The sequence below is a fragment of the Pseudomonas sp. CCI1.1 genome (assembly GCF_034348165.1).
Classification (GTDB): domain Bacteria; phylum Pseudomonadota; class Gammaproteobacteria; order Pseudomonadales; family Pseudomonadaceae; genus Aquipseudomonas; species Aquipseudomonas paracarnis.
In genome coordinates, this window is sequence record NZ_CP133780.1 from 4,777,471 (window position 1) to 4,797,723 (window position 20,253).

At 56.7% G+C, this 20,253-nt stretch carries 13 protein-coding genes, 2 tRNA genes and 4 rRNA genes; 8 read left to right on the plus strand and 11 right to left on the minus strand.

Annotated elements, in window-relative coordinates; genetic code table 11:
* Positions 1 to 40: 40 nt before the first annotated feature.
* The 11 genes from RHM69_RS21735 to RHM69_RS21785 all read right to left on the minus strand — a co-directional run bounded on the left by RHM69_RS21735 (position 41) and on the right by RHM69_RS21785 (position 11,620).
* Positions 41 to 1,348 carry a CitMHS family transporter gene (locus RHM69_RS21735; protein ID WP_003187405.1) on the minus strand — a complete coding sequence of 436 codons (1,308 nt, stop codon included), beginning with the start codon at positions 1,346 to 1,348 and terminating at the stop codon, positions 41 to 43.
* Between the two features lie 379 nt (positions 1,349 to 1,727).
* Positions 1,728 to 3,689 (minus strand): DUF4105 domain-containing protein, encoded by a 1,962-nt coding sequence (locus tag RHM69_RS21740; protein ID WP_019816933.1) that lies wholly within the window; start codon positions 3,687 to 3,689, stop codon positions 1,728 to 1,730.
* Positions 3,686 to 4,006: a DUF2388 domain-containing protein gene (locus RHM69_RS21745; protein ID WP_003187408.1), complete on the minus strand. Its 321-nt coding sequence runs from the start codon at positions 4,004 to 4,006 to the stop codon at positions 3,686 to 3,688. Before RHM69_RS21745 ends, RHM69_RS21740 begins: the two co-directional genes overlap by 4 nt.
* Before the next feature lie 39 nt (positions 4,007 to 4,045).
* The gene (locus RHM69_RS21750) at positions 4,046 to 4,354 is read right to left on the minus strand and encodes a DUF2388 domain-containing protein (protein WP_014716356.1); all 309 of its coding nucleotides are present in this window, start codon (positions 4,352 to 4,354) and stop codon (positions 4,046 to 4,048) included.
* Positions 4,355 to 4,460: 106 nt separating this feature from the next.
* A complete protein-coding gene (locus RHM69_RS21755) occupies positions 4,461 to 4,781 on the minus strand; it encodes a DUF2388 domain-containing protein (RefSeq protein ID WP_003187411.1) in 321 nt (106 codons plus the stop codon).
* Between the two features lie 330 nt (positions 4,782 to 5,111).
* Positions 5,112 to 5,327, minus strand: coding sequence for a DUF1127 domain-containing protein (locus RHM69_RS21760; protein ID WP_003187413.1), 216 nt, complete (start codon positions 5,325 to 5,327; stop codon positions 5,112 to 5,114).
* 317 nt (positions 5,328 to 5,644) lie between these two features.
* Complete coding sequence (locus RHM69_RS21765; protein WP_003187414.1) at positions 5,645 to 7,138, minus strand: acetyl-CoA hydrolase/transferase family protein; 1,494 nt, start codon at positions 7,136 to 7,138, stop codon at positions 5,645 to 5,647.
* A 236-nt stretch (positions 7,139 to 7,374) separates the two neighbouring features.
* Positions 7,375 to 8,811 (minus strand): NAD(P)(+) transhydrogenase (Re/Si-specific) subunit beta, encoded by a 1,437-nt coding sequence (locus RHM69_RS21770; RefSeq protein WP_020301394.1) that lies wholly within the window; start codon positions 8,809 to 8,811, stop codon positions 7,375 to 7,377.
* On the minus strand, positions 8,811 to 9,131 hold the full coding sequence (locus tag RHM69_RS21775) for an NAD(P) transhydrogenase subunit alpha (protein ID WP_003187417.1): 321 nt from the start codon (positions 9,129 to 9,131) through the stop codon (positions 8,811 to 8,813). Before RHM69_RS21775 ends, RHM69_RS21770 begins: the two co-directional genes overlap by 1 nt.
* Positions 9,132 to 9,146: 15 nt before the next feature.
* Positions 9,147 to 10,268 (minus strand): Re/Si-specific NAD(P)(+) transhydrogenase subunit alpha, encoded by a 1,122-nt coding sequence (locus RHM69_RS21780; RefSeq protein ID WP_200600578.1) that lies wholly within the window; start codon positions 10,266 to 10,268, stop codon positions 9,147 to 9,149.
* A gap of 452 nt (positions 10,269 to 10,720) precedes the next feature.
* Complete coding sequence (locus RHM69_RS21785; RefSeq protein ID WP_032903964.1) at positions 10,721 to 11,620, minus strand: LysR family transcriptional regulator; 900 nt, start codon at positions 11,618 to 11,620, stop codon at positions 10,721 to 10,723.
* 157 nt (positions 11,621 to 11,777) lie between these two features.
* On the opposite strand from RHM69_RS21785, the gene RHM69_RS21790 reads away from it, so the two are divergent.
* From RHM69_RS21790 to rrf (RHM69_RS21825), 8 genes are all read left to right on the plus strand, one after another.
* Positions 11,778 to 12,959, plus strand: coding sequence for an acyl-CoA dehydrogenase (locus RHM69_RS21790; protein ID WP_003187423.1), 1,182 nt, complete (start codon positions 11,778 to 11,780; stop codon positions 12,957 to 12,959).
* Positions 12,960 to 12,972: 13 nt separating this feature from the next.
* The gene (locus tag RHM69_RS21795; protein WP_014716358.1) at positions 12,973 to 14,193 is read left to right on the plus strand and encodes a CaiB/BaiF CoA transferase family protein; all 1,221 of its coding nucleotides are present in this window, start codon (positions 12,973 to 12,975) and stop codon (positions 14,191 to 14,193) included.
* Positions 14,194 to 14,761: 568 nt separating this feature from the next.
* Positions 14,762 to 16,298 (plus strand): 16S ribosomal RNA (locus RHM69_RS21800).
* 81 nt (positions 16,299 to 16,379) lie between these two features.
* A tRNA-Ile gene (locus tag RHM69_RS21805) sits at positions 16,380 to 16,456 on the plus strand.
* 30 nt (positions 16,457 to 16,486) lie between these two features.
* Positions 16,487 to 16,562 (plus strand) — tRNA-Ala (locus tag RHM69_RS21810).
* A 247-nt stretch (positions 16,563 to 16,809) separates the two neighbouring features.
* Positions 16,810 to 19,701, plus strand: a 23S ribosomal RNA gene (locus RHM69_RS21815).
* A gap of 156 nt (positions 19,702 to 19,857) precedes the next feature.
* Positions 19,858 to 19,973, plus strand: a 5S ribosomal RNA gene (rrf, locus tag RHM69_RS21820).
* Between the two features lie 109 nt (positions 19,974 to 20,082).
* A 5S ribosomal RNA gene (rrf, locus tag RHM69_RS21825) occupies positions 20,083 to 20,198 on the plus strand.
* The 16S, 23S and 5S rRNA genes sit together here with 2 tRNA genes alongside, the layout of an rRNA operon.
* The last annotated feature ends 55 nt before the right edge of the window (positions 20,199 to 20,253 follow it).

The window sequence follows — 20,253 nt, forward strand, 5'->3', positions numbered from 1 at the left end:
GCGCAAGCTGTAGCGCCGCGCGGTGAGTGAGTCGGTACGATTATAGAGTGCTGAACAGCGGAAAAATCCCCATCAGCAGTGCGGCGAACATTATGCACAGGCACACCAGCACTGCCCACTTGAGCGTGAAGCGCTGGTGATCGCCGAATTCGATACCCGCCAGGGCAACCAGCAAGTACGTCGAGGGTACCAGTGGGCTGAGCAAATGCACGGGCTGCCCGACGATCGACGCCCGCGCCATTTCCACCGCGGTGATGCCGTAATGGCTGGCAGCTTCGGCCAGTACCGGCAGTACGCCGTAGTAGAACGCATCGTTGGACATGAAGAAGGTGAACGGCATGCTCACCAGCGCGGTGATCACCGCCAGGTAAGGGCCCATGGCTTCGGGGATGACTGCCAACAGGCTCTTGGACATGGCGTCGACCATGCCGGTGCCCGACAGGATGCCTGTGAAAATACCGGCGGCGAAGATCAAGCCCACCACCGCCAATACGCTACCGGCGTGAGCCGCGACGCGGTCTTTCTGCTGCTGCAGGCACGGGTAGTTGACGATCATGGCGATACTGAACGCCACCATGAACAGCACCGGCAGCGGCAACAGGCCGGCAATCAGGGTGCACATCAACGCCAGGGTCAGGGCGCCGTTGAACCAGATCAATTTCGGCCGGCGGGCGTCGGGGAATTGCGACACGCTGATTTCGCTGTGGTCGATCTCGTCGCCCTGCAGGTGCAATTCACCCAGGCGCGCACGTTCGCGCTTGCCGTACATGTAGGCAATCACCAGGATCGCCACAACACCGGCGGCCATGGCCGGGATCATCGGTACGAAGATGTCCGACGGGTCTACATGCAGCGCACTGGCGGCGCGCGCCGTCGGGCCGCCCCAGGGGGTCATGTTCATCACGCCACCGGCGAGAATGATCAGGCCGGCCATGATCCTTGGGCTCATGCCGATGCGCTGGTACAGCGGCAGCATGGCCGCGACGCAGATCATGTAGGTGGTGGCACCGTCACCGTCCAGGGACACCACCAGGGCCAGCACGGCGGTGCCGACCGACACCTTGAGCGGGTCGCCCTTGACCATCTTGAGGATCTTGCGCACGGCCGGGTCGAACAGGCCGGAGTCGATCATCAAGGCAAAATAGAGGATGGCGAACATCAGCATCACGCCGGTCGGCGCAAGCTTGGTGATGCCTTCGAGCATCATCGGGCCGATCTTCGGTGCGAAACCGCCGAACAGCGCGAACAGGATCGGCACGATGATCAAGGCGATCAGCGCGGACAGGCGCTTGGTCATGATCAGGAACATGAACGTGATGACCATGGCAAAGCCAAGGAAAGTCAGCATAGGAATACTCCAGGCGTAGCGCGGCTAGGGAATGGCGAACCGAGTGGCGGTCAGCGCAGAACGAAAGGCACGAGGCGTACGGGTGGAGTTGGAGCGAACAGGCGGGTACGAGCGGACATCGGGAATCACCATTGTTGTTGTTAACAGCCGGTCTGTTGCCGGCAGTGAGGGCGATCCTAGACGGGGAAGCTTTCAGCCAGCTTTCGCTGAGAAAACAGCTGATGAAGGGCAGGCATCATTCTTCAGGTTGGTGCAGAACAAAACGTGGGAGCTGGCTTGCCTGCGATGGCGGTGTATCAGCCAACATCTCTTATGGCTGTGACACCGCCATCGCAGGCAAGCCAGCTCCCACATTTGGATAGTGGTCGCTGCCAGACTATCAGGGTAGCTCCAGGCCGCCGGCGGCTTTGTGCAAGGCTCGCAAATGCTCACCCACCTGTTTGAGGTTGGCTTCACAGGCGGCAATCTCGGCGGCGCGGGATGGGTCGAGCAGCGCCCTCACCTCCTTATCCAGCTCGCCGGTCAACGACTGCAACTGTTTCTGGCGTTCGGCGCTTTCTGATTCAAGCCGCTTGGCTTCCGAAGGTTGCGGCAGGCCATAACCCCCACTGTCCAGCAACTCGGCCGGGCGACTCAGGAAGCCGCTGTTGGCGAGAATTTGCTGCAGCGTGTTGTTGGCTTTCTCCATGCCGCCGTATTTCAGCTCGCGGGCATTGAGGTAGCGTTGTTTGACCTCATCCTGGGCGAGCATCAGTTGCTTGCGATAGCTGGCCTGCTCCAGCAGCAACAGCGCGGCGCTGGTGCGCAGGTCGGCCTGGCTGAACCATTGGCGACGCGCTTGCGCATCCAGGGACAACCAGTCTTCGACCTGGGTCTGCTTGATCGGCAGTTGCTTGCGCAGCACATCGAACATGGCCTGGTAGCGCTCGCGGAACGAGTCGAAGTGATACCCCAGCCGCAGTGCCTCGCGCTTGTCATTCAATACGCTGGTATCGGCCAGGCCGCGGGCGCTGAGCACTTCCAGCAAACCGTTGGGGGTGATGTTGTCCAGGCCGGTCAATTGCGGGTTGGCGCTGCCGCTGCGCAACAGTTTCAGGCTTTCGACCGCACAATTGTTGGAGATAAAGAAGTAGTTGCCGTCATAGCTCCAGTGCATCTGCGCCGCATGTTCGACGGTGTCGTTGATTTCCTGACGGCTGAGCTTCAGCGGCACCGACGCCAGGCCACGCAGTTCGGTCTTGGTGTATTCATCAATGACCTGGGCCAACGGCAGTACGAACAGCCGCGACGGGTATTTACCCACCAGGCCATCCCAGCTCGACAGCTGGACGTCACCGACGAAGGCGCGGTAGGACAGCACCAGATGCCGGTCCAGGTCCAGCCGGCAATCCGGGCCACGCGGGCGGCCCGGCGCACAAATCACCAGACGCAACATGCTATGGCCCCAACGGCTCACCAGGTTCTGGTTGGCTTCGGCCAGCAGATAGTCGATTTCATACACGCGCTCCGGATCGATCTGGCCCAGGGGCGTCTTGGCGAAATCGTTGCCCGCGTTCAGGAAGGCATAGGTACTGGCGCAGGTGTCCTGTTCAGGCGGGGCCCAGCCGAAGTGATCCTTGTAATAACGGAACAGCGCGGGGCGGCGACAGGCGTAGCTGGGGTCCAGGAGGAAATACTCCATGTTGACCGCCACGAACTCCAGCGGGCTGGTGGTTTCGTAGATGTCCGGGCTGCGCACCACCTGATGGTTGTGCTGCTCACGCTCTCCGCGCCGACCCACATATTGTGGCCAGCCGGCAAGATCCAACAGGCGTGGGTCGTCACTGAGGGTAAAGCGGCGGTCGTTCTGGCCACGGCACTGGTCGGGCAAGCCGATCAAGCCGGTAATGTTGTTCTGACGGCTGCAGCGCTGGATCAGCGTGCGCTCGTCCTGGGACCACAGGCGCGCACGGTCATAGATGTGGGTCAGTTCATGCAGCACCGTGGCGAGCATTTCCCGGCGCACAGTACCGTGGGGGCGATTGGTTTTCTGGGTGGCGGCGCTGCCGTCAGTCAGGCTGGCGAGCAGGTTCTGGTTGAGGTCCAACTCGGACACCAGGGACGCCTGGCCGTAGGCGTTGTCAGGCATCTTGTCGGTCCAGCCGACATCAATACGTCGGTCCAATTGCTCGACAAAGCGCGGCGGCAAGGAGCGCAGCGCTTCATCCAGCAATGCCTGGCTGGCCTGCTGTTCGGCCGGGCTCAAGCCTTCGGTCTTGAGCCGCAGTTGCAGGCCGGCCTGGGCCGTACTCGCGCACAGCAGCACGGCCCCGGCCAGGAGCCAGGTTTTGAGGCGCCTCACAGAGCGAGGATAGCTTCGGCGAGGGTCTGGTCGCTGGCATCACGGGCTTCTGGCACGCGGGTGCGAAGGGTATCGAACGCTGCTTCCAGCTGGGCGCCACGGATCTCGCCATTGGTGGCGACGAAACTGGCGGCGTCATCGTGGGCTTCGCGCACGATCTTGGAGTCGCGGATGGAGGTGGTGGTGTCCGAGGTGAAATCAATGGTGCGCGCCGAGGCACGCACGACGATGTTGCTGGTGGCCTTCAAGGTTTGCGCCTGGGCGACATCGGCCAAAAACAGCAGGCCGAGGGCGGCGACGATCAGCGGGCTACGCATGGGGTGACTCCAATGACAAAGATAGAAATACAACGATGATTATTGGACGAGAATTGCTTGCGCCAGTTCAAGGTCGCTTGCATGAAGTTTTGGCTGGGTGCGGCGCAGATAGTCCAGCGCGGACTCCAGGCGTGCGCCCCGCCATTGGCCGTCAGTGGCAATGAAAGCGGCAGCATCATCCCGAGCGGCCAGGACCAACTTATTGTCGAACGGCGCAGAGGTCACTTTGCTGGTGGCATACACGCTGACAACCGTGCTCTGGGTGGACACATCCAACGCTGAAGCCATGGGTGACCAGCAGGCGCAAAACAGTACAGGAACAATCAATAAACGGTATGAAAAAGCCATGGGACTCGACAACTGAAAGCGAGCGCCAAGGCTAGCGCAACGGCCGGGCGAGAGCCAGCGCCGAGCCATCCGGGAGCGGCAGGCGCTCCCGTCTGGTTGCCGTGGGTCAGATAGCCAGGATGGCCTGTGCCAGCTGCGTATCGGTAGCGGTATTCAATTGCGGCGCTTGTTGGCGGATCTGGGCCAGGGCGCTTTCCAGTTTCACGCCACGGATGGCGCCTTCGCTGGCGACAAAGCTGGCGGCGTCGTCACGGGCCGCTTGTACGACCTTGTTGTCGCGCAGGGATGAGGTGGCATCAGACGTGGCATCGGAGGTTGCCTTCAGAGCGCCGACGATCGAGTCAGTCGTCATGATCAGGCTGCTCGCGTTGGCATTGGCAGCCAGAGTCAGCACAGCGGCAGTGCACAGCAGGCGAAGACGGGACATGGGGTAACTCCTGTAGACGAATAATAAGGTGGCGCGAAACGGCCACAATGAAACGGACTGGGACTGTCGAGCATCAGACGCACGCTCTACAGGGTTCGCCACGTGGTGAACCGATATTAGGCGTGTGCAGGACTATTCGGAAGCCTGTAATTAAACTGTACCTGTCATATTTTATAAATTTAAAACTGTATCTGTGTGCTTGAATCGAGCCAATCCAATGGGCTATCGCAGATACAACAAAGCCCGCCTCCGGTTACCCGGGGCGGGCTTTGCTTTGACAAATCAGGGTGCTGGCAGTGGACCCGTCAGGTCAGGGCCAGCGGGCGCCACTTAGCGCCAGAACGGCTTGCTCAGCTCTTCGTAGCGTTGAGCTTCGCTGATACCGGCGTCAGCCAGCAGGCGCGAATCCAGGCGAGCCAACTGGTGGCGGCTGGAGATGCGGCGCTGCCACAACATCAGGTTGGCGAGAACGCGCAAAGGCAGGGAAGCCTGGGTGTTTACAGCTTTTTCTTCGAAGAACAGTTCGGAACTGAGTGTACGTTCCATGATGACATCCTTCCGCTTGTGGCGGGATTAGGTAGTGGTTTAACTGATGCCAATGATCCTCCTCCGAGGCAAGACTCTCTAGATACAGTTCACCTGTATTGTGAGAGGCCAGTTAACTGTTTAGCGAGGCTGTACGGTACGAAATTGGGGCAACTGTACCTGTGCGCACTTAAAAGGTGCGAAATAGGCATTTTTGAGTTGGTGTGTGGGATATTTCGGTAGGAAATGACCAGTACAGCAGTACAGTTTTTCCATAAGTGCGGGTGGGTTCACCGAGCTGATGAAACTGTATTTGCATCAGCCCGGATCTGTATTCATCAAGCCTTGAGCATGTGCCCGGTTTCTTCCAGGTTAATGTGCCAACTCAGTGCTTCGCGCAAGATGTGCGGCGTATGCCCACCGATGGCGCAGGCGGCATCGAAGTAAGTGTTGAGGGCATCGCGGTAGGCTGGGTGCACGCAGTTATCGATGATCACCCGAGCGCGCTCCCGTGGCGCCAGGCCCCGCAGGTCGGCAAGGCCTACTTCGGTGACGAGAATGTCCACGTCATGCTCGGTGTGGTCCACATGGCTGACCATCGGTACCACGCTGGAAATTGCGCCGCCCTTGGCAATGGACTTGGTGACGAAGATCGCCAGGTGCGCATTGCGGGCGAAATCCCCGGAGCCGCCGATGCCGTTCATCATCCGCGTGCCGCAGACGTGGGTGGAGTTGACGTTGCCGTAGATATCGAACTCCAGCGCGGTATTGATACCGATGATGCCCAGGCGCCGTACCACTTCAGGGTGGTTGGAAATTTCCTGCGGGCGCAGCACCAATTTGTCCTTGTAGTGCTCCAGGTTGCCGAACACATCGGCATTGCGTCGCTCCGACAAGGTAATCGAACTGCCGGAGGCAAAGCTCAGCTTGCCGGCGTCGATCAGGTCGAAGGTCGAATCCTGCAACACTTCCGAGTACATGGTCAGGTCTTCGAACGGCGACTCGATCAATCCGCACATCACCGCGTTGGCAATATTACCGATGCCGGCTTGCAGCGGGCCGAGCTTGTTGGTCATGCGCCCGGCATCGACTTCTTGCTTGAGAAAGTTGATCAGGTGATTGGCGATGCCTTGGGTGTCGCTGTCCGGCGGCGTTACCGTGGAGGCGGAGTCCGCCTGGTTGGTGATGACGATGGCGACGATTTTCTCGGGCGGGATCGGAATCGCGGTGCTGCCGATACGGTCGTCGACTTTCACCAGCGGGATCGGCGTGCGCGTCGGCCGGTAGGTCGGGATGTAGATGTCGTGCAACCCCTCCAGGTTCGGGTTGTGCGCCAGGTTGATCTCGACGATCACCTGTTTGGCAAAAATCGCGAAGCTGGCCGAGTTGCCTACGGAGGTAGTGGGCACGATATGGCCCTGCTCAGTGATCGCGACGGCTTCGATCACGGCGATGTCGGGCAATTTGAGCTGATTGTTGCGCAGTTGCTCGACGGTTTCCGACAGGTGCTGGTCGATAAACATCACCTCGCCGGCATTGATCGCCTTGCGCAGAGTGCTGTCGACTTGAAAGGGCATGCGTCGTGACAGTACGCCGGCTTCGGTCAACTGCTTGTCCAGGTCATTGCCCAGGCTGGCGCCGGTCATCAGCGTGATTTTGAGTGGCGAAGTCTTGGCGCGTTCGGCCAGGGCGTGGGGGACGGCCTTGGCTTCACCGGCACGGGTGAAGCCGCTCATGCCGACGGTCATGCCGTCCTCGATCAGTGCAGCGGCGTCTGCCGCGCTCATGACCTTGTTCAACAACGAAGGCAAGCGGATACGATCACGGTACATGAATTGTTATCTCTGGCTACGGAAAGCAAGGTGGGCAGTGTAGTGATTTCAAAAAGTTTCGGCCCGCTACCATGGTCGAATGCCAGGTCGCGATTTAGAGCCTTTGGTCGGGTTTCATGTGTGTGCAAAGCGGGACGCAGAGCATCCCTGGATGCGTTCCCACGCGGAGCGGGGGAACCATAAAAAAACCCCAGCCTACGTGAGGCCAGGGTTTCAGGTATTGCGCTGGCGCAGTGTTATTCGACGGCCTTGACCATGTCTTCGATGACCTTCTTGGCATCACCGAACACCATCATGGTCTTGTCCAGGTAGAACAACTCGTTATCCAGGCCCGCATAGCCGCTGGCCATCGAGCGCTTGTTGACGATGATGGTCTTGGCCTTGAACGCCTCGAGAATCGGCATGCCGGCGATGGGTGAGTTCGGGTCGTTCTTGGCGGCCGGGTTGACCACGTCGTTGGCGCCCAATACCAGCACCACGTCGGCCTGGCCGAACTCGGAGTTGATGTCTTCCATCTCGAACACCTGGTCGTAAGGCACTTCGGCCTCGGCCAGCAATACGTTCATGTGCCCCGGCATACGGCCCGCCACCGGGTGGATCGCGTACTTTACGGTGACGCCGTGGTGGGTCAGCTTCTCGGTCAGCTCCTTGAGCGCGTGTTGTGCCCGCGCGACCGCAAGGCCGTAGCCTGGGACGATAATCACGGTGTCGGCGTTGGTCAGCAGGAAGGTGGCGTCATCAGCGGAGCCGGACTTCACCGGGCGTGCTTCTTTGGAGCCCGCCGCAGCGCCAGCATCCGGCGCGTTGCCGAAACCGCCCAACAGCACATTAAAGAAGGAGCGGTTCATCGCCTTGCACATGATGTACGACAGGATCGCGCCGCTGGAGCCCACCAGGGAACCGGCGATGATCAGCATCGAGTTGTTCAGCGAGAAACCGATGCCCGCCGCTGCCCAGCCGGAATAGCTATTGAGCATCGACACCACCACGGGCATGTCGGCGCCGCCAATCGGGATGATGATCAGCACACCCAGCACGAAGGCCAGGGCCAGCATCAGTGCAAATGCGCTGAGATTGCCGGTGAACATGAACGCCAGGCCCAGGCCCAGGGTTGCGAGACCGAGCACCAGGTTCAGTTTGTGTTGGCCGCCGAACTGTACCGGTGCGCCCTGGAACAGGCGGAACTTGTACTTGCCCGACAGCTTGCCGAATGCGATCACCGAGCCGGAGAAGGTGATTGCACCGATAGCGGCACCGAGGAACAGTTCCAGGCGGTTACCGGTCGGTATCGAATCGCCCAAGTGCTTGACGATACCCAGGGACTGCGGCTCGACCACGGCGGCAATGGCGATGAACACCGCTGCCAGGCCGATCATGCTGTGCATGAAGGCGACCAGCTCGGGCATCTTGGTCATTTCAACACGCTTGGCCATGATCGAGCCGGCGGTACCGCCAACCAGTAGGCCAACGATGACGTAGCCGATACCGGCAGTCGCCAGTTCAGCCCCCAGCTTATAAATGAGGCCGACGGTGGTGAGAACCGCCAGCGCCATGCCGAGCATGCCGAACAGGTTGCCGCGCCGCGAAGTGGTCGGGTGCGAGAGGCCTTTAAGGGCCTGGATGAAACAGATCGACGCGATCAGGTAGAGCGTCGTCACGAGATTCATGCTCATTACTTGGGCGCCTCTTCTTTTACTTTCGGGGCTTTCTTCTTGAACATCTCAAGCATTCTGCGGGTGACCAGGAAGCCACCAAAGACATTTACCGCCGCCAGGGCCACGGCCAGTGTGCCCATAGTCTTGCCCAACGGGGTGACGGTCAGCGCGGCAGCCAGCATGGCGCCGACGATGACAATCGCGGAAATGGCGTTGGTCACGGCCATCAGCGGCGTGTGCAATGCAGGTGTTACGTTCCAGACCACGTGATAACCGACATAAATCGCCAGCACAAAGATGATCAGGTTGTAGATACCGGGGGAGATAAGCTCTTCCATCGTCTGAATCCCTGCTTAGGCGTTTTTGCGGATGACTTGGCCGTCGCGGCACATCAGGCACGCGGCGACGATGTCGTCTTCGAGGTTGATTTCAAACTGCCCTTCCTTGGTGAAGACCAGCTTCAGGAAGTCCAGCAGGTTGCGCGCATACAAGGCCGACGCATCGGCGGCGACAGCGCCCGCCAGGTTGGTCGGGCCGCAGATGATCACGCCGTTTTCCACCACGACCTGGTCGGCCACCGTCAGCGGGCAGTTGCCACCTTGGGCTGCAGCGAGGTCGATGACCACCGAGCCGGGTTTCATCTGCGCCACGGTATCGGCGCTGAGCAGGGTCGGCGCCTTGCGGCCCGGGATGAGGGCGGTGGTGATAACGATATCGGCCTGTTTGGCGCGTTCGTGCACGGCCAGGGCCTGGCGTTGCATCCAACTGCTGGGCATCGGGCGCGCGTAGCCACCGACACCGACGGCGCATTCACGCTCTTCATCGGTTTCGTACGGTACGTCGACAAACTTGGCGCCCAGGGATTCGATCTGCTCCTTAACCGCCGGGCGTACGTCGGACGCTTCGATCACCGCGCCCAGGCGCTTGGCCGTGGCGATGGCTTGCAGGCCCGCCACACCGGCGCCGAGGATCAGTACGCGCGCGGCTTTTACGGTGCCGGCAGCAGTCATCAGCATCGGCATGAAACGCGGGTAGTGATGAGCGGCGAGCAACACGGCCTTGTAACCGGCGATGTTGGCTTGCGAAGACAGCACATCAAGGCTTTGAGCGCGTGAAGTGCGCGGCGCGGCTTCCAGGGCGAAGGCGGTGATGCCGCGCTCGGCGAGCTTGGCGATGGTTTCGTTGCTGAACGGGTTGAGCATGCCCACCAACACGGTGCCACTTTTGATCTGCGCAAGTTCGCTGTCACTGGGGGCAACCACTTTGAGAATCAGCTCGGCGCCAAACGCGTCGTTGGCACTGCCAATGGTGGCGCCTGCCGTTTCATAGGCACTGTCGACGATGCTGGCATTGATGCCTGCGCCGCTTTGTACAGTGACCTTATGGCCCTGGCCGATCAGCTTCTTGATGGTTTCTGGGGTGGCAGCCACCCGCGTTTCACCGGTCTGGGTTTCGAGAGGAACACCAATGTGCACGTCAAATCTCCTGCATGATCTTTTTGCTTTTGATCTTTTTGTAAAAAGGCCAGTGCACCGCGAGTGGCGCAACTGGGGCGGCCGATCAGCACGATCCCGCTGAAATGACAGCGGGGCGCGGCATTTTGCAGGCGAACTTTACGGCCATCAAGGGATTATGACGGGTGACGAAAAATTAACTACAAGTCACCCTGTGACTGATTGTCGCAACAAGCTGAAATAACCTCTTTAAATACAGGTCATTAAAGGCGTTCAGGCGTTTTCGGTCCATTTTTCCATTGCCAGTGTGAATAGTCGTGCATTGGCCGGTAAGAGTCGCTACGAGCCATGAGATACATGGCTTTTAGCCTTATTTTTGGCTGACAAGTACAGTCTGTTTAAATGCGACATATACGTATATCTGTAGGATCTTAATTTATTTGACTACAAAGTCAGCAATTGCGCTTTGTCCTTTATTTACATGGGTTGTAGCGTCTTGACTGGTCGAGCAGCCAGTCCCTGAATGCATGCAGTGAGGCGGATTCGACCTTTTTGTCAGGAATCATCAGGTAATAAGCCTTTTCGCTGGTCAGTGCTTCGGTGCTCGCGATTACCAGTTGTTGCTCCTTCAGCTCCCGCTGTATGAGGAAGGGAGGAATCAGTGCGATGCCCATGTCATGCATGGCCGCTTGAGACAGCATCGAGAATAGCTCGTATCGAGGGCCTGTCATGTCGCGAGGGATGCTCAGGTGTTGGGCGTTGAACCATTGGCGCCAGGCGTAGGGGCGTGTGGTCTGCTGCAACAGGGGCAGCTCGGCGATCTGTTGAGGGGTGAAGTGCGTGCGGTCGCCGAGTAAGCGCGGGCTGCATACCGGTACCGGGTTTTCGCCCATTAACCTGTGGGATTGCGTACCCGACCAATCGGCATCCCCGAAGTAGATCGCCGCATCGAACTCAGTATCGGCGAACAGGAAGGGGCGTGTGCGGTTCGTCAGGTTCACCGTGACTTCCGGGTGCTGATGTTGAAAGTCTTTCAGGCGTGGGATCAGCCACTGCGTGCCGAAGGTAGGTACCACCGCCAGTTCGATCACATTGGCGCCCTGCTGGCCCATCACCGACAAGGTGTCGCGCTCTACGGCGTCCAGTTGCGTTGCAACCCTGCGGCTATAAGACAGCCCCGCCTCCGTCAGCTTCACCCCACGGCGTGAGCGGCGAAACAGCTCGACACTCAAAAACTCCTCCAGGCTGGCGATCTGTCGGCAAATCGCGCCTTGGGTGATGGAAAGCTCCAAGGCTGCCTTGGTGAAGCTCTCGTGCCGGGCTGCTGCCTCAAAGCTGATGAGCGCGGTGGTACTGGGGATTTTCCTGCGCATGTACGTTGCCCTCACAGATAAAGCGCATTTCTGGGCTTTTTTAGTGTTACGAAGTGAGAAATTAGCACAAGCCTATGCAAAAACCTCGTTTGCCCTCTGCGCTGACCGCGCCTAGTCTGGTTCCACGACTTCTGATTTTTTCCGCGAGGACTTATTCATGGCTGGCAAGGCAAGCTTCAACTGGATCGATCCACTGCTGTTGGATCAACAGCTCACCGAAGAAGAGCGCATGGTGCGTGACAGCGCCGAGCAATTTGCTCAGGACAAGCTGGCTCCCCGCGTGCTCGAAGCCTTTCGCCACGAAAAGACAGACCCTGCTATTTTCCGCGAGATGGGCGAGACCGGTTTGCTGGGGGCGATGATCCCTGAGCAGTACGGTGGCAGTGGCTTGAACTATGTCAGCTACGGTTTGATTGCTCGGGAGGTGGAGCGTGTCGACTCCGGCTATCGCTCGATGATGAGTGTGCAGTCTTCCCTCGTCATGGTGCCGATCAATGAGTTCGGTACCGAGGCGCAAAAACAGAAGTACTTGCCCAAACTGGCCTCTGGTGAATGGATCGGTTGCTTCGGGCTGACCGAGCCCAACCATGGTTCCGACCCAGGTGCGATGATTACTCGTGCACGCAAAGTGGATGGCGGCTACAGCCTGACCGGCGCAAAGATGTGGATCACCAACAGTCCGATTGCGGATGTGTTTGTGGTGTGGGGCAAAGATGATGCCGGGGACATCCGTGGCTTTGTCCTGGAAAAAGGCTGGAAAGGTCTGAGCGCTCCGGCTATCCACGGCAAGGTGGGGCTGCGGGCCTCCATCACCGGTGAAATCGTGATGGATAACGTATTTGTGCCCGAAGAAAATATCTTCCCGGATGTACGGGGTTTGAAAGGGCCGTTTACCTGCCTTAATTCGGCACGGTACGGGATTTCCTGGGGGGCGCTGGGGGCTGCTGAGTTCTGCTGGCATACCGCACGCCAGTACACACTTGATCGCCAGCAGTTTGGTCGCCCACTGGCTGCCACTCAGTTGATCCAGAAGAAGCTGGCAGACATGCAGACCGAGATTACCTTGGCCCTGCAAGGTTGCCTGCGCCTGGGTCGGATGAAGGATGAGGGGACGGCGGCGGTTGAGATCACTTCGATCATGAAGCGTAACTCGTGTGGCAAGTCATTGGATATCGCGCGCATGGCCCGGGACATGCTGGGCGGCAACGGTATCTCCGACGAATTCGGAGTGGCGCGCCACTTGGTCAACCTTGAGGTGGTCAACACCTATGAAGGGACCCATGACGTGCATGCCTTGATCCTGGGGCGCGCGCAAACCGGTCTTCAAGCGTTCTATTAATAGGAGCATGGGCATGGGCGCGCTTTCGCATCTGCGAGTGCTGGATTTGTCGCGAGTACTCGCGGGCCCCTGGTCCGGGCAGATTCTTGCAGACCTTGGGGCTGAGGTGATCAAGGTCGAAAGGCCGAGCAGCGGCGATGACACGCGCGCTTGGGGGCCGCCCTTCCTTAAGGATGCGGATGGCGAAAATACCAGTGAGGCGGCGTATTACCTGTCGGCCAACCGTAATAAAGAGTCGGTGACCATCGACTTTACGCGGCCGGAAGGCCAGAAGCTGGTGCGTGATCTGGCCGCCAAGTCGGACATCCTGATCGAAAACTTCAAGGTGGGCGGCCTTGCAGCGTATGGGCTGGACTATGAATCCCTCAAAGAGGTCAACCCGGAGCTGATTTACTGTTCCATCACGGGGTTTGGTCAGACGGGCCCCTATGCGATGCGTGCCGGCTACGATTTCATGATCCAGGGTCTGGGCGGGCTCATGAGCCTGACCGGGCGGCCTGAAGGGGATGAAGGCGCCGGGCCGGTAAAGGTTGGTGTAGCCTTGACCGACATCTTGACCGGGCTTTATTCGACCGTCGCGATCCTGGCTGCGCTAGCTCATCGCGATCACGATGGTGGTGGGCAGCATATCGATATGGCGTTACTGGATGTGCAGGTGGCTTGCCTGGCGAATCAGGCGATGAATTACCTGACAACCGGGGCGCCGCCCAAGCGCCTGGGGAATGCTCACCCTAATATCGTGCCTTATCAGGATTTTCCTACGGCCGATGGAGATTTCATTCTCACCGTAGGCAATGACGGGCAGTTCCGTAAATTCGCTGAAGTCGCTGGGCAACCGCAATGGGCGGATGACGTGCGTTTCGCCACCAATCGCGCACGGGTAGCTAATCGTGCGGAGCTGATTCCTTTGATTCGCCAGGCGACGGTCTTCAAGACGACCGCTGAGTGGGTGTCGCAGCTGGAGCAAGTGGGCGTGCCGTGTGGGCCCATCAATGATCTGGCGCAGGTGTTCTCCGATCCTCAGGTCCAGGCGCGGGGTTTGGCGATTGAGTTGCCTCACGCATTGGCGGGGACGGTGCCCCAGGTTGCGAGCCCGATACGCTTATCCAAGACGCCTGTGGAGTACCGGAGTGCGCCTCCTCTATTGGGGGAGCATACGCTTGAGGTGCTGCAGGGAGTTCTGGGGCTGGGAGCTGCTCATGTGGCTGCGTTGAAGGAGGCGGGTGTTATTTGAGTTTTCCCTTCTATATAGAGGCGCAGTGGAGGAGTTGGTTGTTTTTTAACCGAAGCTAACTTATTGATAGAAAAGCAAAATTAAGAGTTGACGGCGAATTATATCTGTCTATAATTCGCCCCACTTCCGGCGCAGTCGAAACGGAAAACTCCTTGGTAAACAATGAGTTACGCAGTTCTCGACAGCAAGTTGCTTCAGTTCATCGAAGCCAAAAGGAAGTTGAAAAAGAGGTGTTGACAGCAGCGTGTAACGCTGTAGAATTCGCCTCCCGCTTACGAGAGATCGCAAGCGCAAGTGGTTGAAGTTGTTGAAGAAATCTTCGAAAACTTCTGAAAATAACCACTTGACAGCAAATGAGGCTGCTGTAGAATGCGCGCCTCGGTTGAGACGAAAGATCTTAACCAACCGCTCTTTAACAACTGAATCAAGCAATTCGTGTGGGTGCTTGTGGAGTCAGACTGATAGTCAACAAGATTATCAGCATCACAAGTTACTCCGCGAGAAATCAAAGATGTAACCAACGATTGCTGAGCCAAGTTTAGGGTTTCTTAAAAACCCAAAGATGTTTGAACTGAAGAGTTTGATCATGGCTCAGATTGAACGCTGGCGGCAGGCCTAACACATGCAAGTCGAGCGGTAGAGAGAAGCTTGCTTCTCTTGAGAGCGGCGGACGGGTGAGTAATGCCTAGGAATCTGCCTGGTAGTGGGGGATAACGTTCGGAAACGGACGCTAATACCGCATACGTCCTACGGGAGAAAGCAGGGGACCTTCGGGCCTTGCGCTATCAGATGAGCCTAGGTCGGATTAGCTAGTTGGTGAGGTAATGGCTCACCAAGGCGACGATCCGTAACTGGTCTGAGAGGATGATCAGTCACACTGGAACTGAGACACGGTCCAGACTCCTACGGGAGGCAGCAGTGGGGAATATTGGACAATGGGCGAAAGCCTGATCCAGCCATGCCGCGTGTGTGAAGAAGGTCTTCGGATTGTAAAGCACTTTAAGTTGGGAGGAAGGGTTGTAGATTAATACTCTGCAATTTTGACGTTACCGACAGAATAAGCACCGGCTAACTCTGTGCCAGCAGCCGCGGTAATACAGAGGGTGCAAGCGTTAATCGGAATTACTGGGCGTAAAGCGCGCGTAGGTGGTTTGTTAAGTTGGATGTGAAATCCCCGGGCTCAACCTGGGAACTGCATTCAAAACTGACTGACTAGAGTATGGTAGAGGGTGGTGGAATTTCCTGTGTAGCGGTGAAATGCGTAGATATAGGAAGGAACACCAGTGGCGAAGGCGACCACCTGGACTAATACTGACACTGAGGTGCGAAAGCGTGGGGAGCAAACAGGATTAGATACCCTGGTAGTCCACGCCGTAAACGATGTCAACTAGCCGTTGGAAGCCTTGAGCTTTTAGTGGCGCAGCTAACGCATTAAGTTGACCGCCTGGGGAGTACGGCCGCAAGGTTAAAACTCAAATGAATTGACGGGGGCCCGCACAAGCGGTGGAGCATGTGGTTTAATTCGAAGCAACGCGAAGAACCTTACCAGGCCTTGACATCCAATGAACTTTCTAGAGATAGATTGGTGCCTTCGGGAACATTGAGACAGGTGCTGCATGGCTGTCGTCAGCTCGTGTCGTGAGATGTTGGGTTAAGTCCCGTAACGAGCGCAACCCTTGTCCTTAGTTACCAGCACGTTATGGTGGGCACTCTAAGGAGACTGCCGGTGACAAACCGGAGGAAGGTGGGGATGACGTCAAGTCATCATGGCCCTTACGGCCTGGGCTACACACGTGCTACAATGGTCGGTACAGAGGGTTGCCAAGCCGCGAGGTGGAGCTAATCCCATAAAACCGATCGTAGTCCGGATCGCAGTCTGCAACTCGACTGCGTGAAGTCGGAATCGCTAGTAATCGCGAATCAGAATGTCGCGGTGAATACGTTCCCGGGCCTTGTACACACCGCCCGTCACACCATGGGAGTGGGTTGCACCAGAAGTAGCTAGTCTAACCTTCGGGAGGACGGTTACCACGGTGTGATTCATGACTGGGGTGAAGTCGTAACAAGGTAGCCGTAGGGGAACCTGCGGCTGGATCACCTCCTTAATCGACGACATCAGCTGCTCCATAAGTTCCCACACGAATTGCTTGATTCATTGAAGAAGACGAAAGAAGCAGCCCGAAATTGGGTCTGTAGCTCAGTTGGTTAGAGCGCACCCCTGATAAGGGTGAGGTCGGCAGTTCGAATCTGCCCAGACCCACCAATTTTGTGTGGGAAACGCCTGTAGAAATACGGGGCCATAGCTCAGCTGGGAGAGCGCCTGCCTTGCACGCAGGAGGTCAACGGTTCGATCCCGTTTGGCTCCACCACTACTGCTTCTGTTTGTATAAAGCTTAGAAATGAGCATTCCATCGTTGTGATGGTGAATGTTGATTTCTAGTCTTTGACTAGTTCGTTCTTTAAAAATTTGGGTATGTGATAGAAAGATAGACTGAACGTTACTTTCACTGGTAACGGATCAGGCTAAGGTAAAATTTGTGAGTTCTCTTAACTGAGAAATTCGAATTTTCGGCGAATGTCGTCTTCACAGTATAACCAGATTGCTTGGGGTTATATGGTCAAGTGAAGAAGCGCATACGGTGGATGCCTTGGCAGTCAGAGGCGATGAAAGACGTGGTAGCCTGCGAAAAGCTTCGGGGAGTCGGCAAACAGACTTTGATCCGGAGATGTCTGAATGGGGGAACCCAGCCATCATAAGATGGTTATCTTGTACTGAATACATAGGTGCAAGAGGCGAACCAGGGGAACTGAAACATCTAAGTACCCTGAGGAAAAGAAATCAACCGAGATTCCCTTAGTAGTGGCGAGCGAACGGGGACTAGCCCTTAAGTGGCTTTGAGATTAGCGGAACGCTCTGGAAAGTGCGGCCATAGTGGGTGATAGCCCTGTACGCGAAAATCTCTTAGCCATGAAATCGAGTAGGACGGAGCACGAGAAACTTTGTCTGAATATGGGGGGACCATCCTCCAAGGCTAAATACTACTGACTGACCGATAGTGAACTAGTACCGTGAGGGAAAGGCGAAAAGAACCCCGGAGAGGGGAGTGAAATAGATCCTGAAACCGTATGCGTACAAGCAGTGGGAGCCCACTTTGTTGGGTGACTGCGTACCTTTTGTATAATGGGTCAGCGACTTATTTTCAGTGGCGAGCTTAACCGAATAGGGGAGGCGTAGCGAAAGCGAGTCTTAATAGGGCGTCTAGTCGCTGGGAATAGACCCGAAACCGGGCGATCTATCCATGGGCAGGTTGAAGGTTGGGTAACACTAACTGGAGGACCGAACCGACTACCGTTGAAAAGTTAGCGGATGACCTGTGGATCGGAGTGAAAGGCTAATCAAGCTCGGAGATAGCTGGTTCTCCTCGAAAGCTATTTAGGTAGCGCCTCATGTATCACTGTAGGGGGTAGAGCACTGTTTCGGCTAGGGGGTCATCCCGACTTACCAAACCGATGCAAACTCCGAATACCTACAAGTGCCGAGCATGGGAGACACACGGCGGGTGCTAACGTCCGTCGTGAAAAGGGAAACAACCCAGACCGTCAGCTAAGGTCCCAAAGTTATGGTTAAGTGGGAAACGATGTGGGAAGGCTTAGACAGCTAGGAGGTTGGCTTAGAAGCAGCCACCCTTTAAAGAAAGCGTAATAGCTCACTAGTCGAGTCGGCCTGCGCGGAAGATGTAACGGGGCTCAAACCATACACCGAAGCTACGGGTATCACGTAAGTGATGCGGTAGAGGAGCGTTCTGTAAGCCTGTGAAGGTGAGTTGAGAAGCTTGCTGGAGGTATCAGAAGTGCGAATGCTGACATGAGTAACGATAATGGGTGTGAAAAACACCCACGCCGAAAGACCAAGGTTTCCTGCGCAACGTTAATCGACGCAGGGTTAGTCGGTCCCTAAGGCGAGGCTGAAAAGCGTAGTCGATGGAAAACAGGTTAATATTCCTGTACTTCTGGTTATTGCGATGGAGGGACGGAGAAGGCTAGGCCAGCTTGGCGTTGGTTGTCCAAGTTTAAGGTGGTAGGCTGGAATCTTAGGTAAATCCGGGATTCTAAGGCCGAGAGCTGATGACGAGTTACCTTTCAGGTAACGAAGTGGTTGATGCCATGCTTCCAAGAAAAGCTTCTAAGCTTCAGGTAACCAGGAACCGTACCCCAAACCGACACAGGTGGTTGGGTAGAGAATACCAAGGCGCTTGAGAGAACTCGGGTGAAGGAACTAGGCAAAATGGCACCGTAACTTCGGGAGAAGGTGCGCCGGTGAGGGTGAAGGACTTGCTCCGTAAGCTCATGCCGGTCGAAGATACCAGGCCGCTGCGACTGTTTATTAAAAACACAGCACTCTGCAAACACGAAAGTGGACGTATAGGGTGTGACGCCTGCCCGGTGCCGGAAGGTTAATTGATGGGGTTAGCTAACGCGAAGCTCTTGATCGAAGCCCCGGTAAACGGCGGCCGTAACTATAACGGTCCTAAGGTAGCGAAATTCCTTGTCGGGTAAGTTCCGACCTGCACGAATGGCGTAACGATGGCGGCGCTGTCTCCACCCGAGACTCAGTGAAATTGAAATCGCTGTGAAGATGCAGTGTATCCGCGGCTAGACGGAAAGACCCCGTGAACCTTTACTATAGCTTTGCACTGGACTTTGAATTTGCTTGTGTAGGATAGGTGGGAGGCTTTGAAGCGTGGACGCCAGTCTGCGTGGAGCCATCCTTGAAATACCACCCTGGCAACTTTGAGGTTCTAACTCAGGTCCGTTATCCGGATCGAGGACAGTGTATGGTGGGTAGTTTGACTGGGGCGGTCTCCTCCTAAAGAGTAACGGAGGAGTACGAAGGTGCGCTCAGACCGGTCGGAAATCGGTCGTAGAGTATAAAGGCAAAAGCGCGCTTGACTGCGAGACAGACACGTCGAGCAGGTACGAAAGTAGGTCTTAGTGATCCGGTGGTTCTGTATGGAAGGGCCATCGCTCAACGGATAAAAGGTACTCCGGGGATAACAGGCTGATACCGCCCAAGAGTTCATATCGACGGCGGTGTTTGGCACCTCGATGTCGGCTCATCACATCCTGGGGCTGAAGCCGGTCCCAAGGGTATGGCTGTTCGCCATTTAAAGTGGTACGCGAGCTGGGTTTAGAACGTCGTGAGACAGTTCGGTCCCTATCTGCCGTGGACGTTTGAGATTTGAGAGGGGCTGCTCCTAGTACGAGAGGACCGGAGTGGACGAACCTCTGGTGTTCCGGTTGTCACGCCAGTGGCATTGCCGGGTAGCTATGTTCGGAATAGATAACCGCTGAAAGCATCTAAGCGGGAAACTAGCCTCAAGATGAGATCTCACTGGAACCTTGAGTTCCCTGAAGGGCCGTCGAAGACTACGACGTTGATAGGTTGGGTGTGTAAGCGCTGTGAGGCGTTGAGCTAACCAATACTAATTGCCCGTGAGGCTTGACCATATAACACCCAAGCAATTTGCGAACTCGAGAGAGGCCAGATTGCGGTGTGTGAAGACGCAATGAACCGAAAGTTCGACGCTCACAAAACACCGAAAACTATTGCATACCCAATTTGCTGAAGCGAGGCCAACTGGCCACGACTCAGTACCCGAATTTCTTGACGACCATAGAGCATTGGAACCACCTGATCCCATCCCGAACTCAGCAGTGAAACGATGCATCGCCGATGGTAGTGTGGGGTTTCCCCATGTGAGAGTAGGTCATCGTCAAGATTAAATTCCGAAACCCCTGTTTGCTAACGCAAACAGGGGTTTTGTTTATGTAGAAGCTCATGAATTTCACCGGCACGTTGCCAACACAACGGTCTGGTACACAGAATTTCTTGACGACCATAGAGCATTGGAACCACCTGATCCCATCCCGAACTCAGCAGTGAAACGATGCATCGCCGATGGTAGTGTGGGGTTTCCCCATGTGAGAGTAGGTCATCGTCAAGATTGAATTCCAAAACCCCTGTCTGCTAACGCAGACAGGGGTTTTGTCGTTTAGGGC

Excerpts from the sequence above, each read along its gene's own strand:
- RHM69_RS21765 (WP_003187414.1), bottom strand. The coding sequence starts at position 7,138 with ATGTACCGTGATCGTATCCGCTTGCCTTCGTTGTTGAACAAGGTCATG.
- RHM69_RS21790 (WP_003187423.1), top strand. The coding sequence starts at position 11,778 with ATGGCTGGCAAGGCAAGCTTCAACTGGATCGATCCACTGCTGTTGGAT.
- RHM69_RS21760 (WP_003187413.1), bottom strand. The coding sequence starts at position 5,327 with ATGGAACGTACACTCAGTTCCGAACTGTTCTTCGAAGAAAAAGCTGTA.
- RHM69_RS21775 (WP_003187417.1), bottom strand. The coding sequence starts at position 9,131 with ATGGAAGAGCTTATCTCCCCCGGTATCTACAACCTGATCATCTTTGTG.
- RHM69_RS21745 (WP_003187408.1), bottom strand. The coding sequence starts at position 4,006 with ATGCGTAGCCCGCTGATCGTCGCCGCCCTCGGCCTGCTGTTTTTGGCC.
- RHM69_RS21785 (WP_032903964.1), bottom strand. The coding sequence starts at position 11,620 with ATGCGCAGGAAAATCCCCAGTACCACCGCGCTCATCAGCTTTGAGGCA.
- RHM69_RS21735 (WP_003187405.1), bottom strand. The coding sequence starts at position 1,348 with ATGCTGACTTTCCTTGGCTTTGCCATGGTCATCACGTTCATGTTCCTG.
- RHM69_RS21750 (WP_014716356.1), bottom strand. The coding sequence starts at position 4,354 with ATGGCTTTTTCATACCGTTTATTGATTGTTCCTGTACTGTTTTGCGCC.
- RHM69_RS21795 (WP_014716358.1), top strand. The coding sequence starts at position 12,973 with ATGGGCGCGCTTTCGCATCTGCGAGTGCTGGATTTGTCGCGAGTACTC.
- RHM69_RS21770 (WP_020301394.1), bottom strand. The coding sequence starts at position 8,811 with ATGAGCATGAATCTCGTGACGACGCTCTACCTGATCGCGTCGATCTGT.
- RHM69_RS21755 (WP_003187411.1), bottom strand. The coding sequence starts at position 4,781 with ATGTCCCGTCTTCGCCTGCTGTGCACTGCCGCTGTGCTGACTCTGGCT.